General features: G+C 63.3%; 17 protein-coding genes. 12 read left to right on the plus strand and 5 right to left on the minus strand.

Annotated features, from left to right (window positions below; all coding sequences use genetic code 11):
• Positions 1-83: 83 nt before the first annotated feature.
• The 4 genes from HB777_05225 to HB777_05240 form a co-directional block, all read right to left on the minus strand.
• Positions 84-470 (minus strand): SnoaL-like domain-containing protein, encoded by a 387-nt coding sequence (locus tag HB777_05225; protein QND63369.1) that lies wholly within the window; start codon positions 468-470, stop codon positions 84-86.
• A gap of 166 nt (positions 471-636) precedes the next feature.
• Positions 637-2,961, minus strand: a complete 2,325-nt coding sequence (locus tag HB777_05230) for a hypothetical protein (protein ID QND63370.1) — start codon at positions 2,959-2,961, stop codon at positions 637-639.
• A 188-nt stretch (positions 2,962-3,149) separates the two neighbouring features.
• On the minus strand, positions 3,150-4,142 hold the full coding sequence (locus HB777_05235; protein ID QND63371.1) for a carbon-nitrogen hydrolase family protein: 993 nt from the start codon (positions 4,140-4,142) through the stop codon (positions 3,150-3,152).
• 221 nt (positions 4,143-4,363) lie between these two features.
• The gene (locus HB777_05240) at positions 4,364-5,263 is read right to left on the minus strand and encodes a LysR family transcriptional regulator (GenBank protein ID QND63372.1); all 900 of its coding nucleotides are present in this window, start codon (positions 5,261-5,263) and stop codon (positions 4,364-4,366) included.
• Positions 5,264-5,418: 155 nt separating this feature from the next.
• Here HB777_05240 and HB777_05245 point away from each other — a divergent pair, with 155 nt between their 5' ends.
• From HB777_05245 to HB777_05265, 5 genes are all read left to right on the plus strand, one after another.
• Complete coding sequence (locus HB777_05245) at positions 5,419-5,814, plus strand: cupin domain-containing protein (protein ID QND63373.1); 396 nt, start codon at positions 5,419-5,421, stop codon at positions 5,812-5,814.
• Positions 5,815-5,831: 17 nt separating this feature from the next.
• Positions 5,832-7,244, plus strand: a complete 1,413-nt coding sequence (locus HB777_05250; GenBank protein ID QND63374.1) for an MFS transporter — start codon at positions 5,832-5,834, stop codon at positions 7,242-7,244.
• A gap of 50 nt (positions 7,245-7,294) precedes the next feature.
• Positions 7,295-8,290 carry an aldo/keto reductase gene (locus HB777_05255; GenBank protein QND63375.1) on the plus strand — a complete coding sequence of 332 codons (996 nt, stop codon included), beginning with the start codon at positions 7,295-7,297 and terminating at the stop codon, positions 8,288-8,290.
• Between the two features lie 15 nt (positions 8,291-8,305).
• Positions 8,306-9,295, plus strand: a complete 990-nt coding sequence (locus HB777_05260) for an aldo/keto reductase (protein QND63376.1) — start codon at positions 8,306-8,308, stop codon at positions 9,293-9,295.
• A gap of 61 nt (positions 9,296-9,356) precedes the next feature.
• A complete protein-coding gene (locus HB777_05265; protein QND68662.1) occupies positions 9,357-9,926 on the plus strand; it encodes a flavodoxin in 570 nt (189 codons plus the stop codon).
• 148 nt (positions 9,927-10,074) lie between these two features.
• Here HB777_05265 and HB777_05270 read toward each other — a convergent pair whose 3' ends face one another.
• Complete coding sequence (locus HB777_05270; GenBank protein QND63377.1) at positions 10,075-10,665, minus strand: cation transporter; 591 nt, start codon at positions 10,663-10,665, stop codon at positions 10,075-10,077.
• 317 nt (positions 10,666-10,982) lie between these two features.
• On the opposite strand from HB777_05270, the gene HB777_05275 reads away from it, so the two are divergent.
• From HB777_05275 to HB777_05305, 7 genes are all read left to right on the plus strand, one after another.
• Complete coding sequence (locus tag HB777_05275) at positions 10,983-11,462, plus strand: GNAT family N-acetyltransferase (GenBank protein ID QND63378.1); 480 nt, start codon at positions 10,983-10,985, stop codon at positions 11,460-11,462.
• 15 nt (positions 11,463-11,477) lie between these two features.
• Entirely contained in the window at positions 11,478-11,861 is a 384-nt protein-coding gene (locus HB777_05280) for an ACT domain-containing protein (GenBank protein ID QND63379.1), read from the plus strand.
• Between the two features lie 142 nt (positions 11,862-12,003).
• Entirely contained in the window at positions 12,004-13,437 is a 1,434-nt protein-coding gene (locus HB777_05285; GenBank protein QND63380.1) for an aldehyde dehydrogenase family protein, read from the plus strand.
• Between the two features lie 306 nt (positions 13,438-13,743).
• Complete coding sequence (locus HB777_05290; protein QND63381.1) at positions 13,744-14,154, plus strand: DUF2384 domain-containing protein; 411 nt, start codon at positions 13,744-13,746, stop codon at positions 14,152-14,154.
• Complete coding sequence (locus HB777_05295; GenBank protein ID QND63382.1) at positions 14,148-14,846, plus strand: RES family NAD+ phosphorylase; 699 nt, start codon at positions 14,148-14,150, stop codon at positions 14,844-14,846. The genes HB777_05290 and HB777_05295 overlap by 7 nt, the downstream gene beginning before the upstream one ends.
• Positions 14,847-14,920: 74 nt before the next feature.
• A complete protein-coding gene (locus HB777_05300) occupies positions 14,921-15,253 on the plus strand; it encodes a helix-turn-helix transcriptional regulator (GenBank protein ID QND63383.1) in 333 nt (110 codons plus the stop codon).
• 16 nt (positions 15,254-15,269) lie between these two features.
• Entirely contained in the window at positions 15,270-15,776 is a 507-nt protein-coding gene (locus HB777_05305; protein QND63384.1) for an arsenate reductase ArsC, read from the plus strand.
• Positions 15,777-15,779: the final 3 nt, after the last annotated feature.

Below are 15,779 nucleotides of genomic sequence, written 5' to 3' on the forward strand. Positions count from 1 at the left end.
AATTATTATCGTTAGAACGATCGATTTTTACGAACGATTGGCCAGACGCTGGCTGCGCAGACGTCGCCTTCTGGCTGACTTGATCAAAGCTGCGCTTCGATCGCTGCCTTGTCGATCACCGACCAGACATGCCTGATCCTGCCGTCGAGAAATTCATAAAAGACGTTCTCGCTGAAGGAGACTTTCCGGCCGTTGATGGGCAGGCCGAAGAAGGTTCCGATCGGCGTGCAGTTGAACTGGAGCCGGCTGGCTATGAAGGGCGTATCCGAGATCAGCAGCTGGATGTCGAAATAGAGGTCCGGAATCTCGGAAAAATCCCGCTCCAGCATCTTGCGATACCCGGCCAGCCCGACCCGGTCGCCATTGTAGTGCACCTCATCATGAACGAACCGGTGCAGGTGCCGCCAATCCTGATTGTTGAGGCAAGCGATGTAGCCGAGATAGGTGTCGGTAAGATCGGTGTCGGTCACGGCGATTGCTCCGGTGTGAATGCGCGAGAAGATAGAACGGCTTCGGATGCAGTCCAGATGGATCGCGTTCTATCGGCAGGTGCAGGGCCGTCCACCGGCAACCGACCCAAAGCTCTTGAAGCAATTGCGGACGGAAAACCGTCTCATACTTGTTCTCGGAACTGCTCTATGGCGCGTCCTTGACCGGCTCGTTGCGGCGTAGGCGCAGTTCGTAGTTCAGCCGGTAACGGCCGCCGTCGAAGTGCCACAACATCGGCCTGATGTAGCCATCGATGAAGGTGGCGCCGGACGCCAGATCTGGAAACGTGCCGACAAGGCTCGGGTCGTTCGGGCTGCTGCCGTCTTTTTCGACGATCTTCAGGCTGGCCTGGTTGGCAAAGGTCACGCTGGATGGAAAGCCGAAATCGCCCGGCCAGTTCTTTTGCGCGGCGGAATCGTCGCAGTCATATTCGAACTCGCCGCCAAGCGGATAGCGTGTAACCGCGCCATCCAGTTTGAGCTCGGTGTAGATATCGTCTGAGCCGAGTTCGGGATTGGTTTCGTCCTCGCAGACCAGCGCCTTGAGTTCCAGGTTGCGCACCGTGGTTTCCATGGCGGCGGAAACCGTAACGTTGAAGGGAGTCTGCTCGGTCTGGCGGATGATGAGATAGCCAGTCGTGCCGGCCCCCATCGGGCCGGCGATGGTGTAAGTGGTGCCGTTCTTGGCGATCGGTGGCGGCGGGCCATGCGGATCGTCGAAGCCATCCAGTTCCACCTGATAGATGTCGCGATCGGGCACTCCACGGGCGGTGAGCGTTACCGTCTGGTCGGCGCCGCTGTCGGTCTGGCCGACGACATCGAAGGCATACCAGGCTTCCTTCTGGTTGCCGAACAGGCTGCCGGCCGCGTTGAAAGTGGCGCGCTGCGGTGCTTCGCCCGGCTGCAGGAGGCAGGCCTCCTCTTTGGTTGCACAGTTGTGGCGGTGCACCAGCAGCGAATAGGTGCCGGTGAAAAACCGGTCCTTGTTGCTGATGCGGATGTAGAATTCGCGCGGCAGGGCGAAGGTCTGCATGAACATGCGGTCCTCGCCGACGGTGATCACCTTGGGGTCGCGGTAATAGCGCGAGATCGGCGTCGTCATATTGCCCGGCAGGTAGATGTCCATGTCGAGGTTCTGCAAATTGAGGCCGATCGAATAGGTGCCGGCGTCGGGCCTGACGACATGGAACCACTGCATGGCACCCTGATAGCGGATTTGTGTCTTGTCGACGCCGTCGATGATGTTGATCAACTGCTCCTCGAGCGGCGGGTCGCCCTGCGGCACCTGCGCCTTCTCCAGCGTCACATTGAAGGCGATCTGCGGGTGGCAGAAGAAGAAGCCGAGATTGAGATCGGCGGTGACCATGTTGTGATCGCTTTCCAGGTCTTGGAAATCGGTCGGGACGGTCATGTGCTGGACGCAGATCGGCCCTTCGGCGCCGCCGCTTTGATAGCGTTTGGGCGATGCCAGTATGTAGTCGTAGCGCTCGGCGTCGATGTAGTTGGAAATGCCGCGATCGGCTGGCGAATTGGTACGCGCCCAGGCGTCATAGAAATTGTCGGTGAAGTAGCTGCCCGCTGTCGCGAAGCGGCGCGCCCATTCACCCGCCGGCGGGTGGAACAACGGGATATTGAGATCGCCCATCATCAACACGCGCTCTTGCCGGCGCTCGTCCGGCGACAGCCCGGACAGCGTCGTCTTGATCATGTCCTCGATCTGCTGGAACTGGCCGTTGCGCGCCACGGCGTTGAGTTGCGGCGGCGTCTTGTCGAAATAGTCGGCCTGCATATGGGTGAAAACGATGGTGTAGTGATGGCCCGACGGGTGACCAAGTCGCACGATGGCCGCGCCCTTGCCCGACAGGCAGTCGAGCCCGCCACAGCTCTTGAAAAGGGTGAAGCCGACATTCCTGGTGTCGCCTTCGAGGGACTCGCCGTCACGGGAACCCCATTTGTAGGTCTCGTCAGGCAACTGGGTGAAGCTGAATTGGTCGGTGGCAAACAGCATCAGGCCGCTGTCCTCGCCATTGATCTTGTTTATCGGCAGTTGGTAGACGCCGGTCGCCACGCCCACACCCAGGCTGGCCAGCGCCGATGACAGTGAGCCGCCGCTGAATTTGATCAGATCGGCGTCGATCTTGCGCACGAAACGCGGATACTGGCCGCGCAACCGCGCGACCAGCACCTCCTTGGCGTCCTCGTCCCAGGCCTCGTTGATGGCGATGATGTCGAATCGGGTGGGATCGGCGAGGATCGCGTCAGCCAACCTGCCGGCCTGCGCTTTCGTCTGGCCGCGGATCTGCCGTAGGCAATCGACGAATTGCGGGTTGCCGCATTTGAAGATCGGCGACAGCAGATAGGCGTTGAAGGTGGCGACCCGTACCGTCTCGCGCTCCTGTGCCGCAAGCGGCGGGGAACCAGCGAGCGCCAGGCACAACCCGGCCAGCAAGCTCAATGCAACACGCCCGATCATCCGCCCGCTCCGCGCTTCACCAGTCACATGCCCTGACGGAAGCCTAGCATGAAGTGGTGCGGGAGAATACCGCGGAGGCCGTGGAAGTCGCTCTGAAGCACGTCGCGTCGAAACGCAATCATGCGAAGTGCTTCAGGTCTTTATTTTCATGAACGTCGTTATGCCGAACCGACAACACTTCTGGGCAATTAGAATATACCGCGATCGTTGCTGCGCTGGTCGTCTTCCACCAGATGCGGCTGGTAGATTCCCGTCCGCGCGGTTCGCCGCCATGGCCGGGCCGGGTCAGCCGGGTTGTTGTCGATATCGGCGACGGCAATCGCGGCGGTTCCATCGGCTGGACATTGCGCGGCCCATTGACCGCCGGGGGCAACGATCCCCGAAGGCGCGGTCAGGCTGTGTTGCGCGGGGACGGAGAAACTCGCCCAGTAGTGGTTGCTTGCCGCGTGTCCCTGCATTTCGACGGCGAAAGCCGGGCCGCCGGTGGGAGTGACTGTCGAGAACAGGACACAGTCGACATCGAGTTTCTCATAGTCGATGAAAATCTCGGGAAAATGCGCTTCCATGCCGAGCGTGCAGCCGAAGCGGAGCCCGTCGACCTCGAACGTCATGGGGATCGAACCCGGCGTGTACATGAAGGAGATCTTGGTGTTCGACAGCATGCGCTCGTCATAGCGCGTCACCAGCTCGCCGCGATCGGAGACGACATAGAGGCTGTTGTGCGGCCGGCGAGGCCCGCTGAGCCGATGCACCGAACCGAAGACCGTCCACAGTCCAAGCTCGCGCGCAAGTGCTGACGTCGCCTCCAGTTCCTCGCGCAGGACCGTCCATTCGAACCGGCTCCAATCGGCCGGCCCGATATGTTCGCGACCGCTGGCCGACATGATGCGCTTGTTGGGAGAGCAGGTCGCGCCTTCGGGAAAGTGCAGCAGTCTCGCGCCCGCCTGCCGGGCCTCCCGCATCAGGCGACGCATCTCCAGCCCGCTGTCGCGCAGTTTGCCGATGTCGCGCGGGTCGTCATGGACGGTGCTTTGCGCCACGGCCAATCGCACCGATCTCACTTCGGGCGCCGGATCGTCCGGCGCGCCGCGGTGAAAATGCCTGAGAGCAGCCGTGTAGGACTCGCCTGTCCTGGCAGCGCGAGCCCGCACACGACGTTTGAAATTTGCGTTTTGGGTCATTGTCATGGCCTTTCACGTCCCGGATGGCGTTCCCCAGCAACCACATCCGAAACGGTCGGACCAAGACAGCGGCCTGAGACTGGAAAGCCCCTTTGCCTCCGTTGAAAGACCGTGCTGGGGACGGTCCCTGGAGGTTCGGCGCAGGCCACGCCGTGGAGAATGATGCCGATGCGGTGCTGCTTCGTCAACCAGGCAAGCAATAGATCCTGGCCCGTCGAAGCTCACATCTTGTCCCGGTAGCGCAAGGCGTCGACCAGCAGCGAGAAGGCTGGCGTCGCCTGCCGGCGGCTGGGGTAATAGAGGTGGTAGCCGGGGAAGGGCGCGCACCAGTCGGCGAGCACCCGCACCAGTTCGCCAGAGGCAAGCCGCGTGCGCGCTTGGTCCTCGGGCAGATAGGCGAGCCCCAATCCGGCGAGCACCGCATTCATGCGCAATGCGGCTGTGTTGAACACCAGCTGGCCTTCGACCCGCACCTTCAGCTCGCGCCCAGCCTTCTCGAACTCCCAGGCATAGAGCCCGCCATAGGTCGGCAGCCGCAGATTGATGCAATTGTGGGCGGTCAGGTCCTGCGGCACGCGCGGCTTCGGCCGCGTGGCGAAATAGGCCGGCGAGCCGACCACCGCCATGCGCATGTCGGGGCCGATGCGCACCGCGATCATGTCGCGCGCCACCTGTTCGCCCAGCCGCACGCCGGCGTCATAGCGCTCGGCAACGATGTCGGTCAGGCCGTAATCGACGATGATCTCTATCCTGATGTCGGGATAGTCCGGCAACAGCCTTGATATCGCCGGCCACAGGATCGCATCGGCGGCATGCTCTCCGGCGGTGATGCGGATGGTGCCGGCGGGTTTTTCGCGCAAGGCGCTGAGCGCGGCGAGTTCGGTCTCGATCTCGTCGAGCCTCGGCCCGATGGTGCGGGCCAGGCGGTCGCCGGCCTCCGTCGGCGAGACGCTGCGCGTGGTGCGGGTCAGAAGCCTCACGCCCAGCCGCTCCTCCAGCGTCCGCACCGTATGGCTGAGCGCCGATTGGGAAACGCCGAGCTTTGCCGCCGCCCTGGTGAAGCTCTCTTCGCGCGCGACGGCCAGGAAGGCGGTCAGCTCGTTCAGATTGTCTCGCGGCATTCATGAGCCCTTCTCATAAGTACATGCCGGTTATAGCAGCTAATCATGGGCAATCGCAGGCCCTAAATTGGCATCATCACAACTCGGCGGCCCGAAAGCCGGCGGCCTTGAAGCCAATGGCCGGGTCTGGCCCGGCGTGGAAAAGGAACAAAACCATGGATATCAAGCGAAGCGGCTCTCAAGCCTCCGGCAAGGGCTCGGGCGATTGGTTCACCGGCACGGTGCGCATCGACCCGCTGTTCCAAGCCATCGCACCGACCCGTGCGGCGGGCAACGCCGTCACCTTCGAGCCCGGTGCGCGCACCGCCTGGCACACCCATCCGCTCGGCCAGCTGCTGATCGTCACCGCCGGCTGCGGCCGCGTGCAGCGCGAGGGCGGCCCGGTCGAGGAGATCCGGCCCGGCGACGTGGTCCGCTTCGAGCAGGGCGAGAAGCACTGGCATGGCGCGGGACCCACCACCGCCATGACCCACATCGCCATCCAGGAAGCGCTCGACGGCAAGGCGGTCGACTGGATGGAGCATGTCAGCGAAGCGCAGTACCAGGCCTGAACGCCGGAGCCAGCAGAATGTCCACGCCCGCACCGCACAAGACGGCCATCCTGGCGATCATCCTCGTCAGCTACGTGATGATCGTGCTCGATACCTCGATCGTGCTCACCGGCTTGCCCAGGATCCATCAGGGTCTCGGCTTCACGGATGCCGGGCTGGCATGGGTGCAGAGCGCCTATACGTTGACCTTCGGCGGCTTCCTGCTGCTGGGGGCACGGGCGGGCGACATTCTGGGCCGTAGGCTGATGCTCATCGTCGGTCTGGCTCTGTTCACGCTCGCCTCGCTGGCGATCGGTGCTGCACAATCAGCGGCCTGGATGATCAGCGCGCGGGCCATCCAGGGCCTTGGCGCCGCCATCCTGGCGCCGTCGACGCTGGCACTCCTGCAGACCACCTTCGCCGAGGGCTCCGAACGCACTCGCGCCGTGTCCTACTACAGCGCGGTGGCCGGTGTCGCGGCAAGCGTCGGCCTGGTGCTGGGCGGCGTGCTTGCCGACTGGATCTCCTGGCGTATTGGCTTCTTCATCAATCTGCCCATCGGCATCGCCATGATCGTCGCCGCGCGGCGCTATATCGTGGAGAGCGAGCGACGCCCGGGAAACCTCGACATCGTCGGCGCCCTGACCTCGACCGTTGGCATGACGGCCCTTGTCTACGGCTTCATCCGCTCGGCCGACACTGGCTGGGCAAACGCCGGCACGATCGCGTCGCTGGCGGGCGCCGTGCTGCTGCTTGGCGTCTTCGTCGTCAACGAGTGGAACGCAAAGCAGCCGATCATGCCGTTGCGGCTGTTTGCCAGCCGCGAGCGCGCGGGCGCCTATGCCGCCCGCATCCTGTTCCTGGGCGCCATGATTGGCTTCTTTTTCTTCACCACGCAGTATCTGCAAGGGGTGCTCAACTACCAGGCATCGCTGACCGGCATGGCCTTCCTGCCGATGACTATGGTCAATTTCGCGGTGGCGATGGTCGTGCCTCAACTGACCCATAGGTTCGGCAATGGCCGGCTGCTCGCCTGTGGCCTCACGCTGTGCCTGCTGGGGATGTCCTGGCTGAGCCGCGTCTCGTTCGACACCGGCTACCTGACCGGTGTCGCGCTGCCGATGGTGCTGATCGGCGCCGGCCAAGGCATGGCGCTCAGCCCGCTCACCACATCGGGCATTGCCGGCGTGGCGCCTGAGGATGCCGGCGCTGCCTCGGGCGTCGTCAACGTCGCCCACCAGCTCGGCAATTCGCTCGGCCTCGGCGTGCTTGTTGCGGTGGCGGCCGTGGGCGCCGGGGCGCTCGATGGCCGGGAGCTGCTTGCCTACCGCGTCGGCACCGCGCTCACCGCCGGCTCCGCCATGCTGGCGCTCGCGCTGCTGCTCGTCTGTGCCCTGATCGTGCGACCCCGCAAGTCGGCGCAAGTGGTTGCGAGCGGCGCGAACGCCTGAGTGCCGGACATGGGGCGACAGCCTCAACAGGAATCGAAAGGAGAACAACAATGCAAAAGCGCACACTTGGAACCAGCGGTCTCGAAGTCTCGGCTCTCGGACTCGGCTGCATGGGCATGACCTCGGTCTACGGGCCGCCGGCCGTGAGGGGCGATATGATCTCGCTCATACGGACAGCCGTGGATCAAGGCGTCACCCTGTTCGACACGGCGGAGGCCTACGGCCCCTTTGTCAATGAGGAATTGGTCGGCGAAGCGCTGGCGCCGTTGCGGGACAGAGTGGTGATTGCCACGAAGTTCGGCTTCGACGTCAATCTTGAGACGGGCCAGCGCAGCGGCGGCCTGAACAGCAGGCCGGATCATATCAGGGCGGTCGCGGAAGCTTCACTGAAGCGCCTCAGGACCGATCGCATCGACATCTTTTATCAGCACCGCGTTGATCCGAATGTGCAAATCGAGGATGTCGCGGGCGCGGTGAAGGAGCTGATCGCGGAAGGCAAGGTCAAGCATTTCGGGCTCTCCGAAGCTGGAGCGCAGACCATTCGGCGCGCTCACGCTGTCCACCCCGTTACCGCAGTGCAGAGCGAATATTCACTGTGGTATCGGGGACCCGAGGCGGAGATCCTGCCAACACTGGAGGAACTCGGCATCGGTTTCGTTCCGTTCAGCCCGCTGGGGGCAGGCTTTCTGGCCGGCAAGATGGATGCGAACACGACGTTTGCCAGCACCGACTTCCGCGCCAGTGTTCCCCGCTTCGCGCCCGAGGCGCTGAAGGCGAATGTGGCGCTGGTCGACCTGCTACGCAACGTGGCGGCAGCAAAGGGCGCAACCCCGGCGCAGATCGCGCTTGCCTGGCTGATTGCTCAGAAGCCATGGATCGTTCCGATCCCCGGCACCACCAAGCTGCATCGTCTGGAGGAGAACCTCGGATCTGTCGCCATCGCGCTTGCGCCGGAGGAACTCAAAGATATCGACCAGGCTGCCTCGCAGATCACCTTGAAGGGCGCTCGCTTGCCGCAAGCGGTGCTGGACATGACGAACCGCTAGGAAAGGAGAACAACAATGCAAAAGCGCACACTTGGTACAAGTGGCCTCGAAGTGTCGGCCATCGGGCTGGGCTGCATGGGGATGAGCCAGTCCTACGGGGCACCGATGCAGACGCCGGATGCAGTCCGCCTGATCCGGGCGGCGTTCGAGCGCGGCATCACCTTCTTCGACACCGCGGAAGTCTATGGACCGTTCACGAACGAGGAGGTCGTCGGTGAGGCGCTGCAGCCAATCCGCGACCAGGTGGTGATCGCCACCAAGTTCGGCATCGACATCGCCGGTACGGCCGGACACGATGGCATGGACAGCCGGCCAGAGCATATTCGCGACGTCGTCGAGGCCTCGCTCAAGCGGCTGAGGACCGACCGCATCGACCTTCTCTACCAGCACCGCGTCGATCCCGTCGTGCCCATCGAAGAGGTGGCGGGCACGGTGAAGGACCTGATCCTGCAGGGCAAGGTAAAGCATTTCGGCCTCTCCGAGGCGGGCGTGCGCACGATCCGTCGCGCGCATGCGGTGCAGCCGGTCGCAGCACTTCAAAGCGAATATTCGCTCTGGTGGCGTGAACCCGAGGAAGCGATCTTGCCGGTCCTCGAAGAACTGGGGATCGGCTTTGTGCCCTTTAGTCCGCTGGGCAAGGGCTTCCTCACCGGCGCCATCAGCGCCAACACGACGTTCGACAGCAGCGACTTCCGCAACACTGTGCCGCGTTTTGCGGCGGAGGCCAGGCGGGCGAACCAGGCGCTGGTCGACGCAATCGTCGCGATCGCAGCCGAGAAGAAGGCGACACCAGCACAGGTCGCACTCGCCTGGCTGCTGGCTCGGAAACCCTGGATCGTTCCGATCCCCGGCACCACGAAGCTCAATCGCCTCGAGGAGAACATAGGATCGGCGGCGGTTGCGCTGACGGCGGACGATCTTACCGACATCGAAAATGCGGTCTCGGCAATTGCCGTGCAGGGAGAGCGCTACTCCCCGCAACAGGCGGCAAGGATCGATCGCTGAGCCCGGCGCCAAGGAGAGCGAGATGAGCCAGTCGGGCCTGTTCTCAAGACGAGGTGCGCTTATGACCGCGCTTGCATTGCCACTGGGTGCTGGATTGGGTGCCGGATCGAGCCTGCCCGCCGCCGCGTCGAACGCGCGGCAAGCGGGCAGCGCCAAGGTTCTGGTGGCGTACTACACCCGAACCGGCAACACGCGCGTCATCGCGCGCCAGATCAGCCGGGCTCTCGGAGCGGACATTTTCGAGATCCGGACCGTCGATCCCTATCCGGAAGACTACAAGCAGCAGGTCGCGGTGGCAGAGCAGCAGCGGGAGTCTGGGTTCGAGCCGCCGCTCGCTGCCACGGTGCCCGACATCGGATCCTACCAGACAGTGTTCCTCGGATTTCCGATCTGGGGCATGACCGCGCCTTCGGTGATCCGCTCCTTCCTTGCGACACACGATCTGTCCGGCAAGACATTGGTGCCGTTCATCACCCATGGCGGCTACGGAATCGGGCAGAGCCTGAAGGTCCTCGCCGACCATGCGCCGGCGGCGAGGCTCATCGAAGGTTTTTCCAAGCAGTGCGACCAGGAGCGCGAGACGCTGGAACAGGTCACACGCTGGCTCGGCAGGGTCGAAGTGCCCGGCTGAGCCACCACATTAAGGGCGTGCTCTATGGCATCGCAGCCGCGCTGCCGCACATGAAGACCCAGAGAGCGGCCACATGTAATCCTGTTGCGGCCGACGGCGCAGGAGTATTGAGGGCACAAGGATCGTGCCCGGATCGGATGGCAGTATCTCAGCTTGGGATTTGGCTTTCTGCGAACTCGCGTCTTGCGGCCGTGAAAACCTCGCGGGCAGCGTCCGCATTCAGGACGGCGATTGCAAGGCCAATGACAATATCCGGCCAGGCCGAGTTCCACACAAATGCCGTGACCAGGCCGGCGGCAATGATTGCCACATTGGCCAGGACATCGTTGCGCGCCGACAGGAAGGCTGCGTGGGTAAGGCTGCCGCTGTGGTGGCGATAGCGAGCGAGCATGAGCGCGCACGACAGGTTAATGAGGATCGCGCCAGCGGCGGTAAGCGTTAGCGGAACGGGCGCTGGCGGAATTGGAATGTTGAACTTCTCCCAAGCCGTCCAAAGGGTCGCCAAAGCCGGGATCAGAAGTACCCCGGCCAACGCCATTCCGAGCCGCGCTCGATTGCGGACGGTCCAGCCCAACGCGACCATGATCAGCAGATTGACGGATGCATCTTCCAGAAAATCGATGCTGTCCGCGAACAGCGATACAGATCCGATCCAAACGGCTACGGCAAACTCGATCCCGAAATAGGCCAGGTTCAGGATGGCAACCATCCGCACCGCTTTGTTCAGCGTCCCTGTCATATTTTGTCCATCGATCAATTGCCGTTGGCACAAAGCATATAGCGATTCCATGCCCAGCGGGTGCGAGGACCAGAACCGCGTTGCCGATGCGAGACACTATCGATCGAGCGGCGCCTTGACGCGCCGCGCTTCGTGCTTCAGCTTGGCGCCATGTTCGTTTTCGCGCCAGACATCGCCAAGCGACGCCGCCCCTGCACAGTGCGGAGCGGCAGACTGATTGCGCGACGACAAAGACCGGCACGATAGATCCGGTTCGTTCGTTTCCAGCCCCGCCCGCGACATCCGCCGGCGGGGTTTTTCATGTCTGGAGCACTTTGATGACCAATAATTCTTTCATCCGGTTTCGGCCGGCCGAGCCTGCTGACGCCGCCGCGATCAGGGATATCGTGCGGGCCGCCTATGCCAAATGGGTGCCGGTAATCGGCCGCGAGCCGATGCCGATGCGCGCCGACTACGACAAGGCCATTGCCGAGCATCCGTTCGATGTCGCCATTGAGGGCGATCAGATTGTCGGCATGATCGAAACCATCCTGGCCGAGGACCACCTTTGGATTGAGAATGTCTGCGTCGCACCGCAGGCGCAGGGCAGGGGGATCGGCCGGCTGCTGCTAGAGCTGGCCGAGCGCAAGGCAATCGAAGCGGGCCGTCACGAGCTTCGACTGCTGACCAATGGCGCCTTCGAGGCCAATGTGTCGCTTTACAAGAAGCATGGCTATGTCATCGATCGGGAAGAGCCGTTCATGGGCGGCATGACGGTCTATATGAGCAAGAGGCTCGCGGGATCACCGGCAATCTGAGGCAGGAGTTCGACAATGGCCATCAGCGTCAGGCTTAGGCAACTCTCGGGGCTTTACGCGGTTTCCCGGCTGGAGGCGGGCGAGGCCATTCCCGGTTGGGCGGACGGGCCAGGCTTCGTCAGCATCACAAGGACCGACGACGAGCTTTCGATCGTTTGCCTGCAGGAACGCGTGCCGCATGCCATCAAGCAGGATATCGACTGGGTGGCCTTCAAACTCGAGGGGCCGTTCGCCTTCGATGAAACCGGTATCGTGCTGTCGATCATCAGGCCGTTGTCGGAAAACGGGTTGGGCATCTTCATGGTGTCCACTTTCGATGGCGACCATCTGTTGGTGAAAGCGACGGATCAGGCCGCGGCGAGGCGGTTTCTGGTCGAGGCCGGGCATATTTTGCTGTAGTCCAGCCTCGCTCTGGCTCAATGACTCGCGCACTGGCTCAACCACTTCGGGGGTTGCGTTTGACAGCGGCGTTTGTGCATCGTTATCTCCAGCCACATATGACGGCCGGCACGGCCATGCGGTGCATCCCAAGGAGAAAACCATGTCACACAATCTGCAGTTCTATATCGATGGCGCGTGGGTCGATCCTGTTGTGCCCAACACATTGGACGTCATCGACCCCTCGAATGAGGATGCCTTCGCGCAGATCTCGCTCGGCTCCAAGGCCGATGTCGACAAGGCGGTGGCCGCCGCCAAGCGCGCCTTCAACAGCTTTGGTTTCACCGAGGTCGGCGAGCGGCTCGAACTCTTGAACCGCATCATCGCTGTCTACAAGAAGCGCAGCGGCGATCTTGCTGTTGCCGTGTCGCGCGAGATGGGCGCGCCGCGCCAGATGGCCTTGGACAGCCAGGTCGGCATCGGCCTTGCGCATCTGCAGAAAATGGCCGACGTGCTGAAGAGTTTCGAATTCCGCCACGTCAAGGGCAACCATCTGGTGGTCAAGGAGCCGATCGGCGTCGTCGGCCTGATCACGCCGTGGAACTGGCCGCTGAACCAGATCACCTGCAAGGTCGGTCCCGCACTCGCCGCCGGCTGCACCATGGTGCTCAAGCCGTCGGAGATCGCGCCGCTCAACGCCATCATCTTCGCCGAAATCCTCGATGAGGCCGGCGTGCCGAAGGGCGTCTTCAACCTCGTCAACGGCGACGGTCCCGGCGTCGGCCAGGCGCTGTCCAGCCACCCCGACATCGACATGATGTCGTTCACCGGTTCGACCCGCGCCGGCATCCTGGTGGCCAAGGCCGCCGCCGACACGGTCAAGCGCGTGCATCAGGAGCTTGGCGGCAAGTCGGCCAACATCCTGTTCGGGGATGTCGACCTCGCAAGCGCCGTCAGCAAGGGCGTCGCCGGCTGCTTCAGCAACAGTGGCCAGTCCTGCAACGCGCCGACGCGCATGTTCGTGCCGCGCGACCGCCATGACGAGGCGGCCGGCTATGCCAAGGCGGCGGCGGAAAAATTCACCGTCGGCCCCGCCGACGCCGCCGGCACCAAGCTTGGCCCGGTCGTCAGCCAGGTCCAGTTCGACAAGATCCAGGAGCTGATCCAGGCCGGCATCGACGAGGGTGCGACGCTGGTCGCGGGCGGCCCCGGCCGGCCGGCCGAACTCAACCGCGGCTATTACGTCAGGCCGACGGTGTTCGCCGACGTCACCCACGACATGCGCATCGCGCGCGAAGAGGTCTTCGGGCCGGTGCTGGCGATCATGCCCTATGACAGCGTCGAGGAGGTGATCGAAACCGCCAACGACACGGTCTATGGCCTCGCCTCCTACATCCAGGCCAAGGATATGAAGAAGGCGCGCGAAGTGGCGGCGCGCATGCGCACCGGCAATGTCTACATCAACTATCCCCAGTGGGACGCCGGCCTGCCGTTCGGCGGCTACAAGCAGTCGGGCAACGGCCGCGAATATGCCGAATATGGGCTCGAGGATTTCCTCGAGATCAAGGGTATCGCCGGATATGAGGCGGCGGAGTAAACGGGGTACTGGCAGCGACCTTCCAGGACCTGGGTTCCTCGCCCCCGCAAAGCGGGGGAGAGGTGGCCGCGAAGCGGTCGGAGAGGGGGCCTGCGACGCTGGCGAGGTTCCGCTGAATGTCTTTCAAAGCCGAGCCATTCCCCGCTCCGTCTCGGCTTCGCCGAGCCACCTCTCCCCCGCCTCCGTGGGGGCGAGGAACCCAAGCCTTGCTACGTCCCGCCATCCTCTTCCCATCAAGGTGCGGCTGGACTTGTCTTGCCAATTGGCAAATACATGCTATATATCTGCCAATAGCGAGGCACTAAAATGCAGCTTCAGTCCATTGTCGCGACACCGGCCACGGTTGGAAGCGTCATCACCGATGACGAGGCTGGCGCGCTGGCGCGCACCACGGTCAACCTGTTCAAGGCTTGGAACCTCACCGACCTGGAGGCCTGCATCCTGCTCGGCGGCATATCGGCGCGCACCTGGGCGCGTTGGAAGGAGGGCGGCATCGGGCGGATCGACCGCGACCTGCGCACCCGCATGGCGCACCTGATGGGCATCCACAAGGGCCTGCGCTATCTGTTCACGGAGCCGGCGCGGGGCTACGCCTGGATCCGCAAGCCCAATGCCGCCTTCGGCGGCCAGTCGGCTCTCGACCTGATGTTGCGCGGCGAAATCTCCGATCTCTCGGCGATGCGGGAATGGCTCGATGCGGAGCGTGGTGCATGGTGAGTGGGCTTGCGGTCCGTCGCCGCGTCGACTGGCACCAAACCTTCCGCCTCATCCGCTCCATCCATCCGCCCATCGACCTCTTCGAGGACATTGCCGATCCGCGCGACTGGGAAGCGCTGGCCGCCGTCGAGGCGAAAACCAACCCGCGCATAAGGTTCGAGATCGGCGACCTTGGCAAGGTGTCGGCCGGCCGGCGGGTCTCCGGCCCCGGCGCGAGCTTCGTGATGGCGCCCTTCGTGCATTGTTCGACGCTGCGGCCAGGCCGCTTCTCGGATGGCAGCTACGGGATCTATTATGCCGGTGACAGCGAAGAGGTGGCGCTGGCAGAGACCATCCACCACCATCAGAAATTCATGGGCGCCACCAATGAGGGGCCGGGCTGGACAGCGGATTTCCGCGTCCTGATCGGCAGCGTCGACCGCAGCCTCGATGACGTGAATGCCGTTCCCGGTGTGCTCGACCCGGACGACTACACCGCCTCGCAGGCGGAAGGGCGTGCGCTGCGGGCCGCCGGCAGCGACGGGCTGGCGTGGACCAGCGTGCGCATGCCGGGCGGCGGCTGCATCGGCATGTTCTGGCCCGATGTCATCACCGTTCCGGTGCAGGGCCGGCACTATAGCTACCATTGGGACGGCGCCCGTGTGGACTTCGTGCGCCAGCACGATACGGGAAAGGTGCTGGCCGTCACCTGACGGCGGGCGGACACGCTTTACAGATCGTGGGGAAGCCGATATCCAGGAATCCATAAATCCAAGGATTCGGATATATGGATAAGAAAGACAGTTTGGGCGCGCTGGCCGCACTTGGCCAGGAGACGCGGCTGGATGTTTTCCGGCTGCTCGTGCGCGCCGGGCCGGAAGGCATTCCGGCCGGCGAAATCGCGACAAGGCTGGACACGGTCCAGAACACCATGTCGGCGCATCTGAAGGTGCTCGCCCATGCCGGGCTGATCCGCCCCGAACGCGACGGAAGGATCGTGCGCTACGTCGCCGACATGACCGGCTTGCGCGACCTGCTGGCCTATCTGATGGAAGATTGCTGCAATGGCGCGCCGGAGCTGTGCCAGCCTGTGATCCAGGCGGTAACCTGCAAATGCTAGAAGGGAGGCTCATGCCATGAGCGAGCCATATAACGTTCTTTTTCTCTGCACCGGCAATTCGGCACGGTCGATCATCGCCGAAGCGATTCTGAACCGTATCGGGGCCGGCAAGTTCAAGGCCTATTCGGCCGGGTCGCATCCCAAGGGGCAGGTCCATCCCTACACACTCCAGCTTCTGGAGAACCTCAATTACGACACGTCCTTTGCCCGTTCGAAGGACTGGGAAAAGTTTGCGGTTCCCGGCGCGCCCGAGATGAATTTCGTTTTCACGGTTTGCGACAACGCCGCCAACGAATCCTGTCCGGTGTGGCCGGGACAGCCGATGACCGCGCATTGGGGCGTGCCTGATCCGGCTGACGTGGAGGGCACCGAGGCCGAAAAGCATCTGGCCTTTGCCGAAGCCTACCGCATGCTCAACAACCGCATCTCGATCTTCGTCAGCCTGCCCATGAACATGGTCGACAAGCTGGCCTTGCAGAAGCGCCTGGACGAGATCGGCCGTAATCTTCCGAAAGCCGGTTAGGCG

Origin of the sequence: Mesorhizobium loti (assembly GCA_014189435.1) — a bacterium.
GTDB lineage: Bacteria > Pseudomonadota > Alphaproteobacteria > Rhizobiales > Rhizobiaceae > Mesorhizobium > Mesorhizobium loti_G.

Bases quoted from the DNA above. Each gene is read 5' to 3' on its own strand.
- HB777_05230 (QND63370.1), bottom strand. From the start codon at position 2,961: ATGATCGGGCGTGTTGCATTGAGCTTGCTGGCCGGGTTGTGCCTGGCG.
- HB777_05235 (QND63371.1), bottom strand. From the start codon at position 4,142: ATGACCCAAAACGCAAATTTCAAACGTCGTGTGCGGGCTCGCGCTGCC.
- HB777_05240 (QND63372.1), bottom strand. From the start codon at position 5,263: ATGCCGCGAGACAATCTGAACGAGCTGACCGCCTTCCTGGCCGTCGCG.
- HB777_05245 (QND63373.1), top strand. From the start codon at position 5,419: ATGGATATCAAGCGAAGCGGCTCTCAAGCCTCCGGCAAGGGCTCGGGC.
- HB777_05250 (QND63374.1), top strand. From the start codon at position 5,832: ATGTCCACGCCCGCACCGCACAAGACGGCCATCCTGGCGATCATCCTC.
- HB777_05255 (QND63375.1), top strand. From the start codon at position 7,295: ATGCAAAAGCGCACACTTGGAACCAGCGGTCTCGAAGTCTCGGCTCTC.
- HB777_05260 (QND63376.1), top strand. From the start codon at position 8,306: ATGCAAAAGCGCACACTTGGTACAAGTGGCCTCGAAGTGTCGGCCATC.
- HB777_05265 (QND68662.1), top strand. From the start codon at position 9,357: ATGACCGCGCTTGCATTGCCACTGGGTGCTGGATTGGGTGCCGGATCG.
- HB777_05270 (QND63377.1), bottom strand. From the start codon at position 10,665: ATGACAGGGACGCTGAACAAAGCGGTGCGGATGGTTGCCATCCTGAAC.
- HB777_05275 (QND63378.1), top strand. From the start codon at position 10,983: ATGACCAATAATTCTTTCATCCGGTTTCGGCCGGCCGAGCCTGCTGAC.
- HB777_05280 (QND63379.1), top strand. From the start codon at position 11,478: ATGGCCATCAGCGTCAGGCTTAGGCAACTCTCGGGGCTTTACGCGGTT.
- HB777_05285 (QND63380.1), top strand. From the start codon at position 12,004: ATGTCACACAATCTGCAGTTCTATATCGATGGCGCGTGGGTCGATCCT.
- HB777_05290 (QND63381.1), top strand. From the start codon at position 13,744: ATGCAGCTTCAGTCCATTGTCGCGACACCGGCCACGGTTGGAAGCGTC.
- HB777_05295 (QND63382.1), top strand. From the start codon at position 14,148: ATGGTGAGTGGGCTTGCGGTCCGTCGCCGCGTCGACTGGCACCAAACC.
- HB777_05300 (QND63383.1), top strand. From the start codon at position 14,921: ATGGATAAGAAAGACAGTTTGGGCGCGCTGGCCGCACTTGGCCAGGAG.
- HB777_05305 (QND63384.1), top strand. From the start codon at position 15,270: ATGAGCGAGCCATATAACGTTCTTTTTCTCTGCACCGGCAATTCGGCA.